The sequence below is a fragment of the Paenibacillus tianjinensis genome, from assembly GCF_017086365.1.
GTDB classification, from domain to species: domain Bacteria; phylum Bacillota; class Bacilli; order Paenibacillales; family Paenibacillaceae; genus Paenibacillus_AQ; species Paenibacillus_AQ tianjinensis.
The window spans coordinates 4,143,134-4,160,581 of record NZ_CP070969.1 but is presented as its reverse complement, the minus strand read 5'-3'; the positions used below and the strand labels follow the sequence as shown (position 1 = coordinate 4,160,581).

The window sequence follows — 17,448 nt, the reverse complement described above, 5'->3', positions numbered from 1 at the left end:
GGGCTTAGATTAGACTATGAATAAACAACAGATAGACGAAACGGTAATTTCATTAGCGGAAGCATTAGAACGCATGAAAAGCTTGGGGATTATTACACCACTTCAGCAAAAAAAGATCAGAACAAATCTCAAAGTATGGGCTTATGACTCAATAAAGGGACTGGTGACGGACTATGAATAAACTAACAGAGATCAAAAAACGAACGAGATTATGATATTTAATCACAATAAAACCCTTTAAAATCAACGTATTTTTCATCAAAAAACTTCATAAAAGACGAGTTTTATCAAAATATAAAATAAGAGGAGAATGGACATGACTCATCAAACAGACTGTCACCAAATTGGAAACGCCACTTACGGATATTTTTATCACATCTGCGATAAGTGCGGCAAAAAACACAACGAGACTTACTACATTACTGAAGAAAAAGAGGAGTTATGCCCAGACTGTGAATTAAAGAGAATTGGAAAGGAAAAGTATAGAAAGATATATATCATTGATGGTGACACAGATAAAATTATCGCAGTGATCAATCCCAAGAGGGGTCATAATTATAGCGAAGCAGTAAAAGCAATAACCGAAGGCAAAGAAGTGTGGTGGGCAATGAATAACGTAACGGGGAAATTTGCAGCCAATGTTTATATCGTATCTAGGGAGTTACAAAGTAAATAAAATACCTGTTTTATCAAAAAAGGAGGAGCAGATATTTGGAAACGGAAAAACAATATGTAATTAGATGTGGGAATGGCTATGTCCGTTTTAACTTAGATGGCTCAATGATTGGATGTAAGTATAAATCATCTAAAACAACTGAGAGTCATATGAAAAGACTACCATTTAATATTGATTTAGCAGTAGCAAGTGGGATTATCAAAATCGAAGAAGCAGAGTAGCCTGTAAAATATCTAGTTCATCAAAAAAACAATAAAAGGAGAAACTAAATGACCAATCCGGTAGAAGTAAAAGTAAATGTTATCAATCAATTAAAGCTGCTACGCCAAAGCACATTCAAAGATAAATTATCATTCTTAGATGAGGACATTCAAAACGCACAACGAGCAAAGGCTACTGAAGTAAAAGTAACTGTAGATTATTACAATGACAAAGTAACAATTGAGAACAATGGCAAGATTCTTCTAAACCCACAGGCACTATTCTCAATCGCTGAATCAGAATGGGATGAGGATATTCAAAAATCGGAATCACCTTTTGGAATGGGCTTCTTCAGCAACATTACAGTGAGTGATTATATCGAAGTGTTTACCGGAAACAAGCACATCATCTTTAATGTTTCTGACATGATCCAAAACAATAAAACTCAGATCGAAGTCAATGAGATTGATAATACATATGATGGGTTCAAATTAATACTTAATAACTTTGACTTTAAGCAAGTTGGTACATCCAGTATTAGAGAGCGAGTAGAAATGCTTGGTAAGTATGTGCATGAACTCGATATTTATTGCGATGGGCAGCTACAAGCAAAGAAGGATTTAACTGAAGGAGATGGTAGTGTCTTCATTAGTAAGATTAATGATAAAACACTTAAAGGATGGATTGCTCTAAGCACAGGGTTTTGCCAAGACTTGAATATATTTTATAAGGGGCGTTTTGTAACCAAGCTGGAAAATCTCTACTATGTAAAAGGAGATTTACACATCACAGACAAGGCACTAAATCTCACTTCACCAGACCGCAAGGATATCATCAGAGACACTAAATATAATGAGTTTCTAATCAAGGTAAAAACACATATTCAAGAATTAGCAAATGACAGCTTCCTTAATGGGGAACAAAAATACATAGACAATCATATTGATTCGATTTCTTATTATGCTGATAAGAATAAATTGAAGAATGAAATGACCTTTCTTATTTTTAATACTGAAAATGAAAAGGACTCTAAATACTTAAGTGGTATTGCATTGGCAAAACGTGATAATGCAGAGATGAAGACGATTAATCAATATGAAGTATTCCTTAATTCCAAAGCAGCAAAGCAGTCCGAATCCAACTATGATGAGGTTCAAATTGAGAGCGAGGTTAAACAGAAGGCTCCATTGGCAGAAGGAATTCAATCTTGGTATGGAGATGAAGGCAGTTCTGGAGGCTACAGTGAGCCAAAGATAGACGGAAATAAACTCGAAGAGAAAAAGGGTAAGCAACTTGAATTTGATTCTGAGCCAGTATTCTGGTTAGGATTTGATCAAGTAATCGAACAGGAAGCGAAATTTAAGATTGCAGAGTACTACAAGCTGAAGATCGTTGTTTCAAGAAATAAATTTGAAAGTAGTGTTTTAGAATTATTGGGAAGAGAACATAATATCGTTCATATTTCTCAGCTAACGGAAAAAACTAAAATAAGAGCAACACTATCAAACACTGAACTCCAGAACACAGAATGCAGGGCTATGATGTTGCTCGATATGGTTAGTCGCATGATTGGTTTTAACAGAAATGTATTTGCTATTGGGGATCTCATGGTTCTTAAGGAAACATCTGTAGAGGTATTAGGACACACCATTGAAGCAATCGAAGATAAATTTGTCGCAATTCACGATTATATTAATAATAAGGTTTATATCGACAGAACGGTAATAAATAAGACTAAGCTGCGAAATGATCTGAATGACGATTTAGACTTAGAAGACTACAAATTTATTTTGTTAAATCTAAAGGAAATCGTTCGTGAGTTGAATTTAATGAACTTCGATGAAATTAAAGTGAAACCAGATGATCTTTATGAGCGGATTATCAACACATTAGCCGTTGCTTAATCTCATCAAATCTATGTTTTATTAGAAAAAATATATTAAATGGAGGAATATAAACCTATGATAATTTATTTAGTAGAACAATTTGATCACGATTCATGTCAAGTTATTTCTGCTTATTACAAGGAACAAGATGCAATGACTGCTGTTGAAGAATTAAAGAAAAAAGACAAATTAAAAGAACAACAATATGATGAATGGTTTAATAGTGACAATGAAGAAGACTATGATGGAGATATGATCTTTGGATTCTCGTACCAAAGTAAAAGTATAGAAGTAAAATAATATCACCAAGAAAGGATAATATATGAATCTTAAAAGATTAAAAAGAGACCCGAATTTTAACAATGAAGAAGCTATTATTGAATTTCGCAAGACACAAAATAACGAGTTGCGTGAGAAATTCTTTGAAAATAATTATCCCCTGGTTCAGCAATTGGCAAATAAATGGTTTAACAAGAATAACTCATTTCTAACATACGATGATTTACTAAGTTATGGATTTGAAGGAATGTTAAAGGCGTTCAATTCATATGCACCAGAAAAGGGGATAAAACTAATATCATTTATTACGCTATGCATTGAAAGAGAATATATTAAAGCACTAAGTAAGCAAAAATATAAAGGAAGAAACAAATACAACATTATCAGTCTCAACGAGAAAACAAAAGTAGATAAGAATGGTGGAAGAGAGAAATATCTTGAAGAAATTGTTGGGGATAATTTTTCTACGCCAGTGGATGAAGAAGCGGTTAGTTCAGCGGCAATAACTGAGTTCGAATACATAGCAAGTAAATGTTTAAGTGAAAGAGATCGGCAGGTTGCGTACAAGTTTTTTATCGAAGGAAAGACATTTGAAGAGATAGGGCAAGAAGTGGGCATATCAAAACAAAGAGCACATCAAATACATAGGAAGAACATCGAAAAGTTAAAATCAGAATTAGATGATGAGGTGAAGATTAGTTGTTAAATTGGGATTCTGTTGCATTCGGCATTATATTTACCTTGGCTATTATCGGCTATATTGCAGCTCTATGCTTCTCAGATACATTACTAATTGTTTTAGCTACACTGTTCATATTAATTGGAGCAATTTCAATTGGATATGATATGGGTAAGAAAGAGAAAAGATTATGAATTTTATAATTACTAGTGCAGCAATACTATGGTTTGGAATTATTTTTATAGTCTGCTGGATTACAAATTCACCAAACACACTAAGTTGGCTCTGCTTTACATTAGCTATGGTAGTTGTTGCTTGGAGACAATATCTACATTTAGATGATAAGGATAAAAATAATAATACATATTGAATTGTATAAATGATGCATTTGATTAAGAAATTGAGGGAGGATAAGAAATTTGAGAAATGAAAAGCATTTGACCATTGGCGAGGGTGATAGAATTAGACTTCTAACACCACTAGAGGACGGAGTTATTAGGGCTCCATTATTGACACACGGTAGAATCGTGTCTAATCAAAACCAAGTCGAAGCCAATGTATGGCTTAATGGGTTGGATACAAGATACTGGAATCATCCAATACGGCAAGCATTGCAAGTTGATAGATTGAAGTTGGAAGGTATTGTTGTAAACATAACTAAGAATAACTTTGCTGTTGTTTATCGTCATAAAGATCATAGTAATATTCAAATCAGTAGTGAAAAGACAGGGTTAATACCGTTTTTCAGTGAAAGTAACATACATATCGAAAAAGTGCCTTCTGGTTGGTATATGAATGGGAAACAAGGATTTAATTATAGAGTCAAAGATATTATTGATCTAATTGAAGATCGGTTCTGTGAGTGGGTTCAAGAAAACTGCAAGTCAAGAAAAATTAGAAAATGGGAAAAGCAAAATGGTGACTTTCCCGAAGATTGGGATACTTGTTTAACTGACGAGTCAGCTAAATTATACGATGAAAAGCGAAAAGAATTGGAAATGGGCTTTGCTGAGAATACAGGATTGTTCCATGAATTCTATGGTGGATTAATCTTTGAATGAAAGGCTGCTTTTATCAAAAATTATGAGGAGAGATAAAATGATTGGATATCTAAATGGTAAGTCAGAACAACAAATTGAGGCGATGCTAAACGATTTTGAAAGACTAAATAAATACTATCTTCAAGAAGTCACTATTGTTAACGAGTTTGCGGGTCATTGCTTTGACATTGGACAAAAAGTTCTACTCGTAGACATTATCGATTCTGAGATTCCACTTTATAAGGCAGTTGATTTAGTGCATAAGCAAAAATGCGTAATCCAAGAAGATGAGTTTGAAGTTTAATCAAATGAGACTTTTATGAAGATAATTAAAGGAGAGAATATAATGAATATTGTAGAACTAGCAAACAAAATGGGCAACGATGAGATAGCATACTCCAATGAATTAAATGAACGATTGATCAAAAAAGACTATGGTCTGTATTTATATCATGGCCCGAACCAAACAAACGATGTGATAATTGACTGCAATATGAATTATCTATTGGCCGAAGATTGGGAGATTATATATGATTTTGACTATTCTAAAGAGATGACGTTCCCTCTTTATTACAATTACCATGGAACTTCGTGTATTAGCTTATTCATGAAAATGGATGACTCTTGTCTTGGTGGGATGGGGCAATTGTATAGTAGCTTTAACGAAAAAATGTTTGAGGGAAACATTGACTCATGTTTTATTTTTATTAGTGAACTATTAAAAGATGAGCATAGTTAAACATAATAAAAACTGAATTTTATAAATAAATTATAGGGGGTTTTAAAATTGCGAACTGAACCAAGTGGTACGGCGAAGATATTAAAAATGAAAGACTGTTCGGTGCTTGTTATTCACGACGAACAAGAAAATAACTACTCTGTAGGACTCGTGTCTGGTTCTGGATTTGAGTATAAACACATTAGTGAGGGTTTATATAATTCTTTGCTCAAAGAATTGAGCGGCCAAACTGGTACGCACAAAATCTTATAAAACTTTACTTTCATGAACAAATAAAATAAGACGAGAGGCGAATGTATGATTGAATTGAGTAAACCTCAAATCCTGGAGATTGTTCGTGATCAACTAACTACGCAACACAACCAAACTCCATCAACGCTTAAAGTGAATATTGACTGGCTAAAGTTTCGCTACGATAAATACAATTCCGAATGGCATTTCATTGTAAAAGATATCGATGAAGGTATTCTTAAATATACCGTGCGTGATTACTACGGGTATCCATCAGTAAGATATATTACGTATCAAAAACTTGGTGATTGCATCGCAAGAGTGTTCCCTGAAATGGTTAGGGTTGAGTTTGATTTTAAAGTTAAAGACGATATCACATTAAAAACAACAATGGGCAATGCGGAAGTTATGGAGTTGATTGATATTGTGGCTAGAGTATATCATGATGATAAAACAGAAATTAAGCAAGAAGAGTTACGCGATTTGATTGATTTCTCACTAGCTATTGGTGATAAAGTGTGGTTTGAAGAATTGACAAATACATATAAAAGTATTAATGAGTAAATATACATAATTATATAATTTAATCAAACATAAATTTTATTAAAAGGAGAATAAATATGGGAATTATCGAGCAAATGCAGGAAGCATTAAGACTCCTAGAAGTAACAAAAGACGATTTAAAAGAATGGATTGATGCAATGGCAGAAAGTAGTTGGGGCAATGAGGATGCAATTGAAGAATCTAATGATTTGATTAGAACAGTAGAATCATTGCTGCATGAGATTGGAGCATGATTTTTAAAATCCAGATTTTATTAAGATATAAAGGAGAAAAATATGAAGACCTATGAAGAACTTAGCAAACTAAGTGATTATCATTGGAACGAAGACAGTAGAATAGATTTAATAAATCGTTAGTTTTATCAAAATAAAAGGAGAGATTTTTATTAAATACATGGGTAGTAAGGCAAGGTTGGCAAAGGACATTGCTCCTAAAATCAATGATTTAATAAGTAAAAATAATATATCAACATACATAGAGCCATTTGTTGGTGGAGCCAACATGATCGAACACGTTAAATGTGAAAATCGAATTGGTTCCGACAACAACGATTATCTAATTGAAATGTGGAGTAAGTTGCAGCAAGGCTGGAAGCCGCCAGAACAGTTAACTAAAGAACAGTACCAACAGATTAGAGATAATAAAAATAAATATAGTAAAGAACTTGTATCAATAGCTGGATTTTGTGCAACTTATAATGCAAAGTGGTTTGGCGGTTATGCCGGAATCGTTAAAACAAAAATAGATACATATAGAAACTACTACGACGAATCAGTTAGAAATATCCTGAAGCAAGTCGAGAAGCTCGGGGATGTGCAATTTTTGAATGTAGACTATACATATTTTTCAAATTACAAGAACTGTCTCATCTACTGCGATCCACCATATCAAGGAACAACACAATATGGAACGAGTAAGGATTTCGATTATAATAAATTTTGGAATTGGGTCAGAGAAATGTCAAAAGAGAATGTGGTCTTAGTTAGCGAATACAACGCTCCTGAAGATTTTAATATTATCTATGAGAAAACATTGACCACGACTCTTGACAAAAACAGTCGTAAAAGTGACACTGAGAAATTATACATAATTGGCGAAGCAAGTTAATACATATGTTTCAAAAACCCTTGATTTCATTGGACATTTTGAATCACTAATCTTGATAAAAGAACCATTTCATGAGGAATAATATTTAATGAATAAAAATATGTACATTATAAAATAAAGATGATATAATCAACTTATAAGGTTTGTATGACAAGTACATCAAAATGATTTACTTTGCATTAAGCATATGAGGAGGTTATATCATGTCTTTAATTGTAACACCTGAACTTAGTGTAGTTGATTTAGGATTTAGCTACACGAAGGCTAAGAAAGGCCGGACAGTCTATCTTCAGCCTTCAATAACTGGTGAACCACAACCCATGTTTGAACAGAATATCAAATCTAATTATTTCTCATACAACGATGAACTATTTATTGGAGAATTGGCACAGCAGTTTAGCGATATCAAATACTTTTCCCTTAAAGATAATAAAAGTGAAGCAATGACTTCAGACGTTCTACTGAAAACTGCACTTGGGTATCTCAACAAAAGTAAGCCTTTCAACATGATTACTGGATTGCCTGTCTTGTTCTACTTTAAACAAATGGCTGATATGGAGAAGTTATTGGATTCACTATCAGAACAAAGTACATATAACATTAAAAAAGGAAACAGAGAAATCAACGATATAAAACTCAATATAAATAAATATAAGATATATCCGCAAGGTTATGGAATTGCAATGAGTTTTCTTTTAGATAAAGAGGGTAAGCTCATCAACACATATGTAGCAAGGAAAAAGATACTCGTTATTGATCTGGGCTTTTACACTCTAAATTTATTGGGTCTTGATAAATTAGATATCATGAAAGAATCAACCAGTCTCCTATTAGGAGTCGAAAAGGCATACAAGTTGCTTAGAAAATACCTGATTGACCATGTAGGTAAATCACCATCAATCTATGAACTCGATAAGCATGTAAGATCGGGGTCATATGAAGGTTATAATATCAAACCACTAATAAGAAAAGCATTCCAGGCATTAGCCATTCAAATTCAAAATGAGGTTGAAGGATTGAATATCAACTTTGACCATTACTTTATTGGTGGCGGTGCTGCTCATCATATCTATGATCTACTTACTCTAAACAATAAGATGCTTTTTGGTCAATTGGCTCAGGTTGAAGGTTATGAGAATGTTGGGGTGAGATTATGGGGGTAAAAGTTGTAATGGCTAGGCTGAGACCAAAAAAAGATGAGGATATCAAGAAGGCTCTTAGTAATTTACCTCCATATTATGATGAGAGCGATATTCTCAGAGAAGCATTAAGACAGTTTTTATTTGGACACAAAGGAAGAGTTCCGCAATTGCTTGGGAGTCAGGTATTGGTTGAAGAGAATAACAGTGAAGCTGCGGTAACGATTGACCAAAGTGTCCAACTAGATCAGATAGAGACTGACGATGAAGATGAATTAGAAGCAGCACTAAATAAGTTTATTACCGAGTAGGCTATGCCTACTTGATACATATAAATTGGAATGATGCGAGAAGGGAGGGCTTTTATGAAACATTTTTATTTTTGGATTGTTGCTTCATTTGATATTTTACTGATTCTTTTAGGACGTTCTGATTGTGCTATTGTACTTACTTTGATGGCTATTTTTCAAATGCAACTAGCTAAGATAGATGAATAAATATATACATATGAAAGAGGTGTTTTATGATGATTATATATGACTCAGAAAGTTTTGACACAGAATATGAAATCTTATATTTGGATTCGAACAATCTAGAAAAGAGATGTCTCGAAACATGTACTACATGGCCTGGACTTGAAAAGGTCGAAATGATGGCTAAGTCAATGAAGATGGATACAGTTGAAATAACAGCCATTCAGAAAAGCGCGGTAAGATATCAAGTAGATTTAATTTGATGAAGTCAATATTTTATCTAAATATAAAGAATAAATATATTAATAAAGGATGTGATTAAAAATAGATAATCTATACTGTGATGTATGTGGCGACGACCATAGAGTATCGAGGATTAAAAACGTCGAAAGATATAAGTACAATTTATTATGTCATAAGCATAAACAACAAATATATAGAAATGGATTTTTGACCGACACCATACGTTCAAGAAGAAGAGATAATAGAATTTGTGATATCTGTAACGACGACAAAGAAATACGTCAATGCGGTGTAGAGGGAGAATTTAAAGGAAGATTATTGTGTCTGAAGCATTATACGCAAGTAAGATTGTATGGGTTAATTACAGATATAAATAAAAGTCATATGGATAGAGAGAGAATTTGTGAAGTGTGTGGGGCGGAAGAAGCTATTTATTACAGAAGCTCCAATCAAATGCTATGCAGAAGACATTATGATCATATGTGGAATTTCGGTAAAATACTCAAAAGAACAATTAATGATCCAAATGAAGTAATTAAGTTTGATACATATGCAGAAATAATAATGTATAACTCAAAAAACGAAGAGACCAGTAGGGCAATAGTTGACTTAGAAGATGTAGATTTATTGTCGAGGCATAAATGGCGGGAGAATAATTGGGGATATCCGTCAACAGGAAATGGAAGGAGTGAAATTAATTGCATGATGCATCAATTATTAATGCACCCAAAAGATGGTGAGATAGTAGATCATATAAATAGAAATCCACTAGATAATCGAAGATGCAACCTAAGAATAGTGAACAAATCTATAAACTCTATCAATACTGGCTTGCGAGGAAATAACGTCAGCGGTGTCACAGGAGTAACATATAATAAAAATGCAAAATCATGGAGAGCATTTATTAACTTCAACGGAACAAGAATTGAACTTGGTCATAAAAAGTTGTTTGAGGACGCCGTGAGAAAAAGGTTGAGAGCAGAAATATACTACTATCCAGACTATCCGCCACAGGCGCATCTGTTCGAAAAGTATGGGGTGAACTATAAAAATGAATGACAATTACACCATTTACCACCTACATTCCATGCACTCCAATCCGACCACATCGATGAGTGTTGACTCTGTTACAAAATTTGAACAATATATTAAAGCAGCAGAAGAAGCAGAGATGAGAACGATTTGCTTCTCAGAGCATGGTAATATCTTTAACTGGGTAAAAAAGAAGCAATACTTAGAAGAAAAGGGTATGAAATATATTCATGCCAACGAAGTATATCTTACCGAATACATAGATAAAGAAAAGGGTTTAATCCGTGACAATTATCACTATATGCTGATTAGTAGGAATTGGGAAGGTGTACAAGAATTAAACAAACTAACCTCTCTCTCTAACAACCAAGAAGATGGTCATAAATATTATAATCCGCGTTTGTCGTTCGATGATCTGTTTAATACTTCAGACAATATCATCATGACTTCTGCTTGCCTTGCATCTCCATTATGGAGAGCGATTAAGAACGACAATAAGCAGATGTTTAATAAATTGATGGATTTCTTTGTAAAGAATAAACATAGAATGTTTTTCGAAATTCAGTATCACATGCATCCCGAACAACGAATTTTTAATCAACATCTTTACGATCTCTCTAAATCAACAGGCATTCCACTTATAGCTGCAACCGACACTCATGCCCTTAATAAGTCTCATGCCGAAGCAAGAACAATACTAATGAAGGCTAAAGGTGCTACTTATGGAGATGAAGATGCGTTCGATCTCACATTTAAAACGTATCCAGAGATAATTAAGATGTTCGAAGATCAGAATGCAATTCCTAGAAGTGCTTATCTTGAAGCCATACATAATACAAATGTACTCGTTGATATGGTCGAAGAGTTTAAACTCGATGCTTCTCCAAAGTATCCAAAATTGCACGACGATTCAGAAAAAGTGTTTAAAGAAAAAATTAATATTGGAGTAGTTGAAAGAGGAATAAACAAGTTTCCTCCAGAAAAAAAGCAAAAGTATTTTGAACGAATTAGAGAAGAGTTTGATACATATAAGAAAGTCGGAGCAATTGATTACATGTTGCTTCAAAAAGATGTGGTTGATTGGGCGCATAAACATGAAATTTATCAAGGGTATGGTCGCGGTTCGGTAAATGGGAGTCTAATTGCATATCTGCTAAAAATTACTGAGATGGATAGCATAAAACATAAGCTAAATTTCTTCCGATTTTTAAATCCCGAACGTATCTCTTTAGCTGATATAGACCAGGATTGGCCTCCCTCAAAACGACAAGATGTTATTGATTATGTAGCAACTATTCCGGGGATTCATTTCTCTGAAATTATTACCTTCAATACTGTAGCACTAAAGGGAGCTATAAGAGAAGTAGGCAGAGCATTAAATATGGATTTATCTGTTGTCGATGAGATTGCAAAAGCAGTGTTCAAAAACAATGAAAGAAAAGACGATATTGATTCAAAATACAGAGAAAAATACCCCGAACTATTTAAGTTCGTTGACTTGGTTCAAGGAGTAATCGTTAGCATTGGTTCTCATCCATCTGGATATGTGGTTTCGCCCATAGGACTTGAGGATAATATCGGTCTATGTTACACAAAGGAGAGTAAGTATCCAGTCAGTCAGATCAATATGAAGGAACTCGATGGCCTTAATTATGTCAAACTCGATATTCTTGGCCTAGATAACAATGAAATCATTAACGAAGCGTGTAAGTTAGCGGGAATAGAGAGACTGGTTCCAGACAATATGGATGTTAATGACGAGAATGTATGGAATTCAATTAGGGAGTCTGGGCTTGGAATATTCCAGTGGGAAAGTTCGTCTGCGCAATCCTATCTAAAAGACTTGTTGAGTCCAGAAACAATACATAAAATAAAGCAGCAACACCCTGACTTTAGTTATATTGAACTATTTTCAATTGGTAACGGGGCAATCAGACCATCTGGAGATTCATATCGTCAAGACTTAGCTAATGGAATATTTAAAGATCATGGACATGAAGCGCTTAATAATTTTCTGAAAAATACAATGGGTTATCTAGTATACCAAGAACAAATCATGAACTTTCTAGTTGAATTTTGCGATTTTTCAATGGCTGAAAGCGATTCTGTTCGTCGCGGTCTCTCGAAAAAAGAAGGTACTGAGAAGTTCCTTCCTGAGATTAGAAAGCGTTTCGTAAATAAAATGATTAGAGATTACGACGAAACAGAGGAAGTTGCTGTATCAGTTTTAGAACCATTTTTACAAGTTATTGATTCGGCACAATTTTATGGATTTTCCGACAATCATTCCAACCCATACTCACACATAGGATATGGAAATGGTTATCTAAGATATTATTATCCTTTAGCATTCTTAACTGTCATGCTTAATATCAATAAAGATGACATTGATAAGACTGGTCAAATTATTAATTACGCTAAGACAAGAGATATTAAGATATCGCCTATCACATTTGGTAAATCAAATGCAGCATATTCTTATAACGAAGAAGATAGAACGATATACAAAGGGCTTGAATCTATTAAATTCCTCAATGCCAAAATAGCCGAAGAATTGTTGTTGCTAAGTGGGAATACATATGAATACTTTATTGATTTATTGGTTGATATTTCAGAGAACACATCGGTAAATACTCGTCAACTCGATATCCTAATTAGGCTAAACTTCTTTTCAAAATACGGGTCTTGTGGATTGCTACTCGCCATCTATAACGAATTCTCAAGTGGCAAAGCACAGTACAAAAAGACGTATGTTGAAAAAACAAAATTTAAACGGTTAGAAGAATTGAGATTAGCAGAGAATAATATTCGTTCATCTGATGATTATCCAGAACTCTTGCCGAATGAAGTTGTAATGTTTGAATCTGAAGTGACGGGATATATAACTACAACTTATCCCAACGTAGAATCCAACTGGTGCGTTGTAACCGACCTAGACACAAAATATAGTCCAAAGTTAAAACTGTATCGCCTCAAAACAGGTGAAGAATATAATTTTAAAATGGATAAGAAGACTTTTAATAATAAAGATAAGAATCTTGTTATTAAAAAAGGCGACATGATCGAGATTACAAGTCACCAAAAGAAACAAAGGCAAGTGCCTGACGGCGCGGGAGGCTTCAAACCTACTGATCAAACCGATGTATGGATCACTGGTTACACAAAGTATATTCAAAAGGAGACCAAGAAAAATGAATCCGCAAGCACAGCAAAATGATAATCCCGCCAAACTATCCAAATCATCAATTGAAAATCTACTTAGTCGTTCAATCTCAGACGAATACTATGAACTACTACTCAAGGAATCATTGATTCATCTCTTAGAAACGAAAGAAAATGAAGAATATGAATAAATATAATAACAATAATGAACTTGATTATCATAACTCATCCTATGCTAATAAATTCTTCCCTGATCTACAGGATAAGGAGGTGAGTAGCTATTCTACATGTGCGGGATGTGGTGAGGAAGTAAATCTGAGTGATGTTGCTGAAGGTGAAATCCTAGATATTTATGGAATGTGTGTGCATGATGACTGTCAATGTATCAAAAATGCTGTGCAAGCACGAGTTGTAACTTTGGACGAGATTGTAAATGGAGAATGAATAGGAATAAACATATATAGGAGAGTGATTGCTTGAATTTAGTTGGATATAATTTAGCATTGGTAGAAGAATTAAAAATACATATGATCAACAAATTGAATGATTATCATAGAGATGGATTTATTGTTGAAGGTAGATTTGAGGAATTGTTGGAGAAGGAAGTTAAGGCGTTAGATGAACGGATTAATACTATGCGTGGTTTGTTATGAGTGAATATCTATAATATGAACAATAAGAAGAAGACTACGCAAGAAATATCTGAAGAAATTAACAACCTATCTTTTGGAGAATATGAACTGGTTGGAGAATATGTAAATAAAAAAATCAAGGTAAATATTTTACACAAAAAATGCGGTAATGAATTTTCGATGCAAATTAATAATTTTCGTATTGGTCAAAGATGTCCACCTTGTTCTCGTAAGACTGTAACAGCCAAACAAACAAAATCTCATGATCAATTTGTTAAGGAAGTGGAAATTTTAAGACCAAAATCATTTATTATTATGAGTCTGTATCAAGGGTCAAAGCAAAAAATTAAAGTTCGCCATATACGGTGCGGAAGAGAATTTTTAATATGGCCTAGTCGCTTGTTGCAATCAAGAGGTCTGTGCTGCGAGTATTGCTCTCGCAACGATAGGAAGATAGGACTGGAAAAGTTTTGTGAAATTGTTAAAGAAATGAGAAATAATGAATACGAAGTGATTGGAGAATATATAAATTCATCTACAAAAGTACTCATAAAACATAAACCGTGCGGCTATGTTTATAAAATAACACCGTCTCACTTTGTTCATAGTGGGTCAGAATGCATAAAATGTAATAAGCTTATCCCTTTAACAGAAGAAGATGTCGTTAATAGATTTGTAGAATTAAAACTAAAGGACTACAAATTGGGCGATATTAATTTACAAAAAAAGAAAATTGTAGTTACGCATTTATGTTGTGGATACACGTGGAATCCTAACTACTATAATTTTTTTAGTTTAAGATCAAACTGCCCAAAATGTTTTGGTAATTATAAAAGGACTCATGCTGAATTTATTGAAGAAGTGTATCAATTAGTGGGAGATGAATATGAAGTCTTAGGGAAATTTATAAATTTAAAAACAAAAATATGTATAAAGCATCATAAATGCGGTATGACAAATGATTACACGCCAAGAGATTTTCTGCAACGATCTGTCCGATGTAAAGAGTGTTTTTACAATGGGCAATCAAAAAAAGAAGAGGAAATAGCCAGATATTTAAGGAATGAAAATATTAAATTCATAAGACAATACAGGTTTTCAGACTGTGTTAATTTAAGAGAATTGCCGTTTGATTTTGCAATATTTAATAGAGATGAAAATCTGCTTTTTCTTATTGAATACAATGGAGAACAACATTACAAACCCGTCGATCTGTTTGGAGGAATTAACAAGTTGCTCAAACAACAAGAAAATGATGAAATAAAAATAAAATATTGTAACGATAAACATATCAATTTGCTAATAATTCACTACAAAGATTTTAAAAAATATAGGGAGTTAATAGAAGCGGAGTTGAATAAATATTACTAAATATCTGTATGGATTAGATTTATCAATGGAGCGCACAGGGATCACTGTATGGAATATGGATAAAAATAAACCAGAATTTATAACACACATATCAACATCTCATTTTAAAAAATCTGCAACACATGGACAAAAACTAAAACACATTGAAGACTGTTTTATAGAAATAACCGAAAACTTTCCTCCATCAATAGTGGCAATCGAAAGAGCTTTTAACCGATTTCCTACTTCTACCGCAGTTATTTACAAGGTGCATGGCGTTGTGAATAAGTTGTTTCATCAATTTGAACAAATATACTATCCTCCGAAGACGGTGAAATTAGAGATTTGTCGTGGAGATGCAACTAAAAAATATGTTCAAGATACCATCAAAAAAGTTTATCCCGATGTCACTTTTAACAATGAAGACGAGTCAGATTCGTTTGCTGTAGCACTTACATATTTGATTAAAAATAAGTTGATTGAGTGGAATAAGGTTGAATTGAAGAAGACTCCTACTAAGAAGAAAACAATTAAGAAAAATGAAGTAAATAAAGGATAAAAATAATAAACGAAAGAGCCTTTTGGGAACTTATTTGGTTTCTGAAAGGCTCTACTTGAAAGGATGGATATTTATCCCGAAGAAAACGATAATCACGAATTATGATGCTTTCTATATAAATGACTCAGCAGATGAAAAAGAAATGGTAGACAACGCAAAAGACATATTAGTAAAAATATTCGCAAATTACATACAACAATCTACTTCGAAAAATGGACAATAATACATAGATGCTATAAAATTAAAGAACATAATAAATAGACTCTAAGAACATAAAAGTAGGAGGTATGTAAATGTCACCTCAAGTAAAAAAGGTGAAACAGGAATTATTTATGGACAAGCCTGTTTATGCTATATATATTCGCGTTTCAACAGATAAACAGGCAGATAATGGCGATTCAATACCTATGCAAGAGAACTTAGGTAAAAAAATTATCGAAGATAATAATGGCATACTATTTAAAATTTATGCGGAGCCAGCAGTTTCGGCATCTAAAACTAGGTTAAAAGATCGAACAATATTGTTAGAATGTCTTAATGATGCTAAGGCAGGTCTTTTCAATAAATTAATAGTTTATAGAAGAGATAGATTAGCAAGAAAGATAGAGGATTCATTAGCGATTCGAGGAATGCTAGAACAGGCAAACTGTGAGTTGATCTATTCTGCTACGGGAGAAATGCAATCTTCCTTAAACGATCCATATGGAAAAATGATGGAGAATATAAGAGCATCTCTAGACGAAATAGAGTCAGCGCAAATATCGATGCGTGTTACCGATGTAATGCAAGACAAAGCAAAAAGAGGTGAGGCTGTTGGAGGGAATCTTCCGTTTGGATATATCAGAAATAATAAAAAAGTATTAGTGGTTCCAGACGAAGTAAAAATAATTAATGAGATAGAGGATTTATATCTTTCTGGTTACGGAGTGTATTCTATTGTTAAATGGTTGAATGGAAACAAAGTACAAAATCTTGGATTGCGTCCTGGCGGTGCAGTCAAGAAAAGAAAACAGACAAAAAAATCTATTGATAAGTGGACAGAAGATGTTGTTCAAACAATTCTCTTCAATGCGTTTTACACAGGGGTAATTCAATATAGTAAAGATGGAGATAGAAAGCTATTAAAAGGTGACGATTTAAAGGATAAGGTTATAGTTGAGAAAGGTGAACATGAAGCAATACGGACTGACGTAAAACAAAAGATGATATATAAGCTAAGAGATGAAAGAAAAGAAAAGATAAAAGCTCCTCGACACTACACAACAAGTTTTCTTCTTTCCGGTATATTATATTGCTCAAAATGCGGAAGTAAATTTGCTACTAGAAATTCAACCAGAAGCAATGGAAAACAGTATTTATATTATTTATGCTCAAGTAATCACAATCATACATTTGATGGTTGCGGAGGAACTACATTTAAAAAAGAGATTTTAGAAGAGTATATTATTAATAAACT

At 33.4% G+C, this 17,448-nt stretch carries 23 protein-coding genes and 1 pseudogene; all 24 read left to right on the top strand.

Going from position 1 to position 17,448, the window contains the following annotated elements; all coding sequences use genetic code 11:
• Positions 1-16 precede the first annotated feature (16 nt).
• Positions 17-181 carry a hypothetical protein gene (locus tag JRJ22_RS19060; protein ID WP_206101000.1) on the top strand — a complete coding sequence of 55 codons (165 nt, stop codon included), beginning with the start codon at positions 17-19 and terminating at the stop codon, positions 179-181.
• A 135-nt stretch (positions 182-316) separates the two neighbouring features.
• The gene (locus tag JRJ22_RS19055) at positions 317-676 is read left to right on the top strand and encodes a hypothetical protein (protein WP_206100999.1); all 360 of its coding nucleotides are present in this window, start codon (positions 317-319) and stop codon (positions 674-676) included.
• A 35-nt stretch (positions 677-711) separates the two neighbouring features.
• Positions 712-897: a hypothetical protein gene (locus JRJ22_RS19050; protein ID WP_206100998.1), complete on the top strand. Its 186-nt coding sequence runs from the start codon at positions 712-714 to the stop codon at positions 895-897.
• Between the two features lie 48 nt (positions 898-945).
• A complete protein-coding gene (locus JRJ22_RS19045) occupies positions 946-2,781 on the top strand; it encodes a hypothetical protein (RefSeq protein WP_206100997.1) in 1,836 nt (611 codons plus the stop codon).
• Between the two features lie 39 nt (positions 2,782-2,820).
• Positions 2,821-3,063: a hypothetical protein gene (locus JRJ22_RS19040; RefSeq protein ID WP_206100996.1), complete on the top strand. Its 243-nt coding sequence runs from the start codon at positions 2,821-2,823 to the stop codon at positions 3,061-3,063.
• Between the two features lie 22 nt (positions 3,064-3,085).
• The gene (locus JRJ22_RS19035; RefSeq protein ID WP_206100995.1) at positions 3,086-3,748 is read left to right on the top strand and encodes a sigma-70 family RNA polymerase sigma factor; all 663 of its coding nucleotides are present in this window, start codon (positions 3,086-3,088) and stop codon (positions 3,746-3,748) included.
• Positions 3,749-4,140: 392 nt separating this feature from the next.
• The gene (locus JRJ22_RS19030) at positions 4,141-4,782 is read left to right on the top strand and encodes a hypothetical protein (RefSeq protein ID WP_206100994.1); all 642 of its coding nucleotides are present in this window, start codon (positions 4,141-4,143) and stop codon (positions 4,780-4,782) included.
• Positions 4,775-5,065: a hypothetical protein gene (locus JRJ22_RS19025; protein WP_206100993.1), complete on the top strand. Its 291-nt coding sequence runs from the start codon at positions 4,775-4,777 to the stop codon at positions 5,063-5,065. The genes JRJ22_RS19030 and JRJ22_RS19025 overlap by 8 nt, the downstream gene beginning before the upstream one ends.
• A gap of 42 nt (positions 5,066-5,107) precedes the next feature.
• Positions 5,108-5,500: a hypothetical protein gene (locus JRJ22_RS19020; protein WP_206100992.1), complete on the top strand. Its 393-nt coding sequence runs from the start codon at positions 5,108-5,110 to the stop codon at positions 5,498-5,500.
• Positions 5,501-5,548: 48 nt separating this feature from the next.
• Positions 5,549-5,752 carry a hypothetical protein gene (locus tag JRJ22_RS19015; RefSeq protein ID WP_206100991.1) on the top strand — a complete coding sequence of 68 codons (204 nt, stop codon included), beginning with the start codon at positions 5,549-5,551 and terminating at the stop codon, positions 5,750-5,752.
• A 45-nt stretch (positions 5,753-5,797) separates the two neighbouring features.
• Positions 5,798-6,295, top strand: coding sequence for a hypothetical protein (locus JRJ22_RS19010; RefSeq protein ID WP_206100990.1), 498 nt, complete (start codon positions 5,798-5,800; stop codon positions 6,293-6,295).
• Between the two features lie 56 nt (positions 6,296-6,351).
• Complete coding sequence (locus JRJ22_RS19005) at positions 6,352-6,528, top strand: hypothetical protein (RefSeq protein WP_206100989.1); 177 nt, start codon at positions 6,352-6,354, stop codon at positions 6,526-6,528.
• A gap of 160 nt (positions 6,529-6,688) precedes the next feature.
• Positions 6,689-7,402 (top strand): DNA adenine methylase, encoded by a 714-nt coding sequence (locus JRJ22_RS19000; RefSeq protein ID WP_206100988.1) that lies wholly within the window; start codon positions 6,689-6,691, stop codon positions 7,400-7,402.
• Between the two features lie 203 nt (positions 7,403-7,605).
• Positions 7,606-8,565: a ParM/StbA family protein gene (locus JRJ22_RS18995; protein ID WP_206100987.1), complete on the top strand. Its 960-nt coding sequence runs from the start codon at positions 7,606-7,608 to the stop codon at positions 8,563-8,565.
• An 8-nt stretch (positions 8,566-8,573) separates the two neighbouring features.
• Positions 8,574-8,852: an RNA-binding protein gene (locus JRJ22_RS18990; protein ID WP_206100986.1), complete on the top strand. Its 279-nt coding sequence runs from the start codon at positions 8,574-8,576 to the stop codon at positions 8,850-8,852.
• A gap of 54 nt (positions 8,853-8,906) precedes the next feature.
• Positions 8,907-9,038 carry a hypothetical protein gene (locus tag JRJ22_RS29475; RefSeq protein ID WP_269751854.1) on the top strand — a complete coding sequence of 44 codons (132 nt, stop codon included), beginning with the start codon at positions 8,907-8,909 and terminating at the stop codon, positions 9,036-9,038.
• Between the two features lie 426 nt (positions 9,039-9,464).
• Positions 9,465-10,316, top strand: coding sequence for an HNH endonuclease (locus JRJ22_RS18985; protein WP_206100985.1), 852 nt, complete (start codon positions 9,465-9,467; stop codon positions 10,314-10,316).
• Entirely contained in the window at positions 10,309-13,506 is a 3,198-nt protein-coding gene (gene dnaE, locus JRJ22_RS18980) for a DNA polymerase III subunit alpha (RefSeq protein WP_332461337.1), read from the top strand. Before JRJ22_RS18985 ends, dnaE begins: the two co-directional genes overlap by 8 nt.
• Positions 13,481-13,642, top strand: coding sequence for a hypothetical protein (locus JRJ22_RS18975; protein WP_206100983.1), 162 nt, complete (start codon positions 13,481-13,483; stop codon positions 13,640-13,642). Before dnaE ends, JRJ22_RS18975 begins: the two co-directional genes overlap by 26 nt.
• A complete protein-coding gene (locus JRJ22_RS18970; RefSeq protein ID WP_206100982.1) occupies positions 13,635-13,895 on the top strand; it encodes a hypothetical protein in 261 nt (86 codons plus the stop codon). The genes JRJ22_RS18975 and JRJ22_RS18970 overlap by 8 nt, the downstream gene beginning before the upstream one ends.
• A gap of 32 nt (positions 13,896-13,927) precedes the next feature.
• The gene (locus tag JRJ22_RS18965; protein WP_206100981.1) at positions 13,928-14,104 is read left to right on the top strand and encodes a hypothetical protein; all 177 of its coding nucleotides are present in this window, start codon (positions 13,928-13,930) and stop codon (positions 14,102-14,104) included.
• Entirely contained in the window at positions 14,105-15,454 is a 1,350-nt protein-coding gene (locus tag JRJ22_RS18960) for a hypothetical protein (RefSeq protein WP_206100980.1), read from the top strand. It begins immediately after the preceding gene.
• Positions 15,441-15,992 carry a crossover junction endodeoxyribonuclease RuvC gene (locus JRJ22_RS18955; RefSeq protein ID WP_332461405.1) on the top strand — a complete coding sequence of 184 codons (552 nt, stop codon included), beginning with the start codon at positions 15,441-15,443 and terminating at the stop codon, positions 15,990-15,992. The genes JRJ22_RS18960 and JRJ22_RS18955 overlap by 14 nt, the downstream gene beginning before the upstream one ends.
• A gap of 293 nt (positions 15,993-16,285) precedes the next feature.
• Positions 16,286-17,440: pseudogene (locus JRJ22_RS29305) on the top strand (recombinase family protein); the annotation flags it as partial.
• Positions 17,441-17,448: the final 8 nt, after the last annotated feature.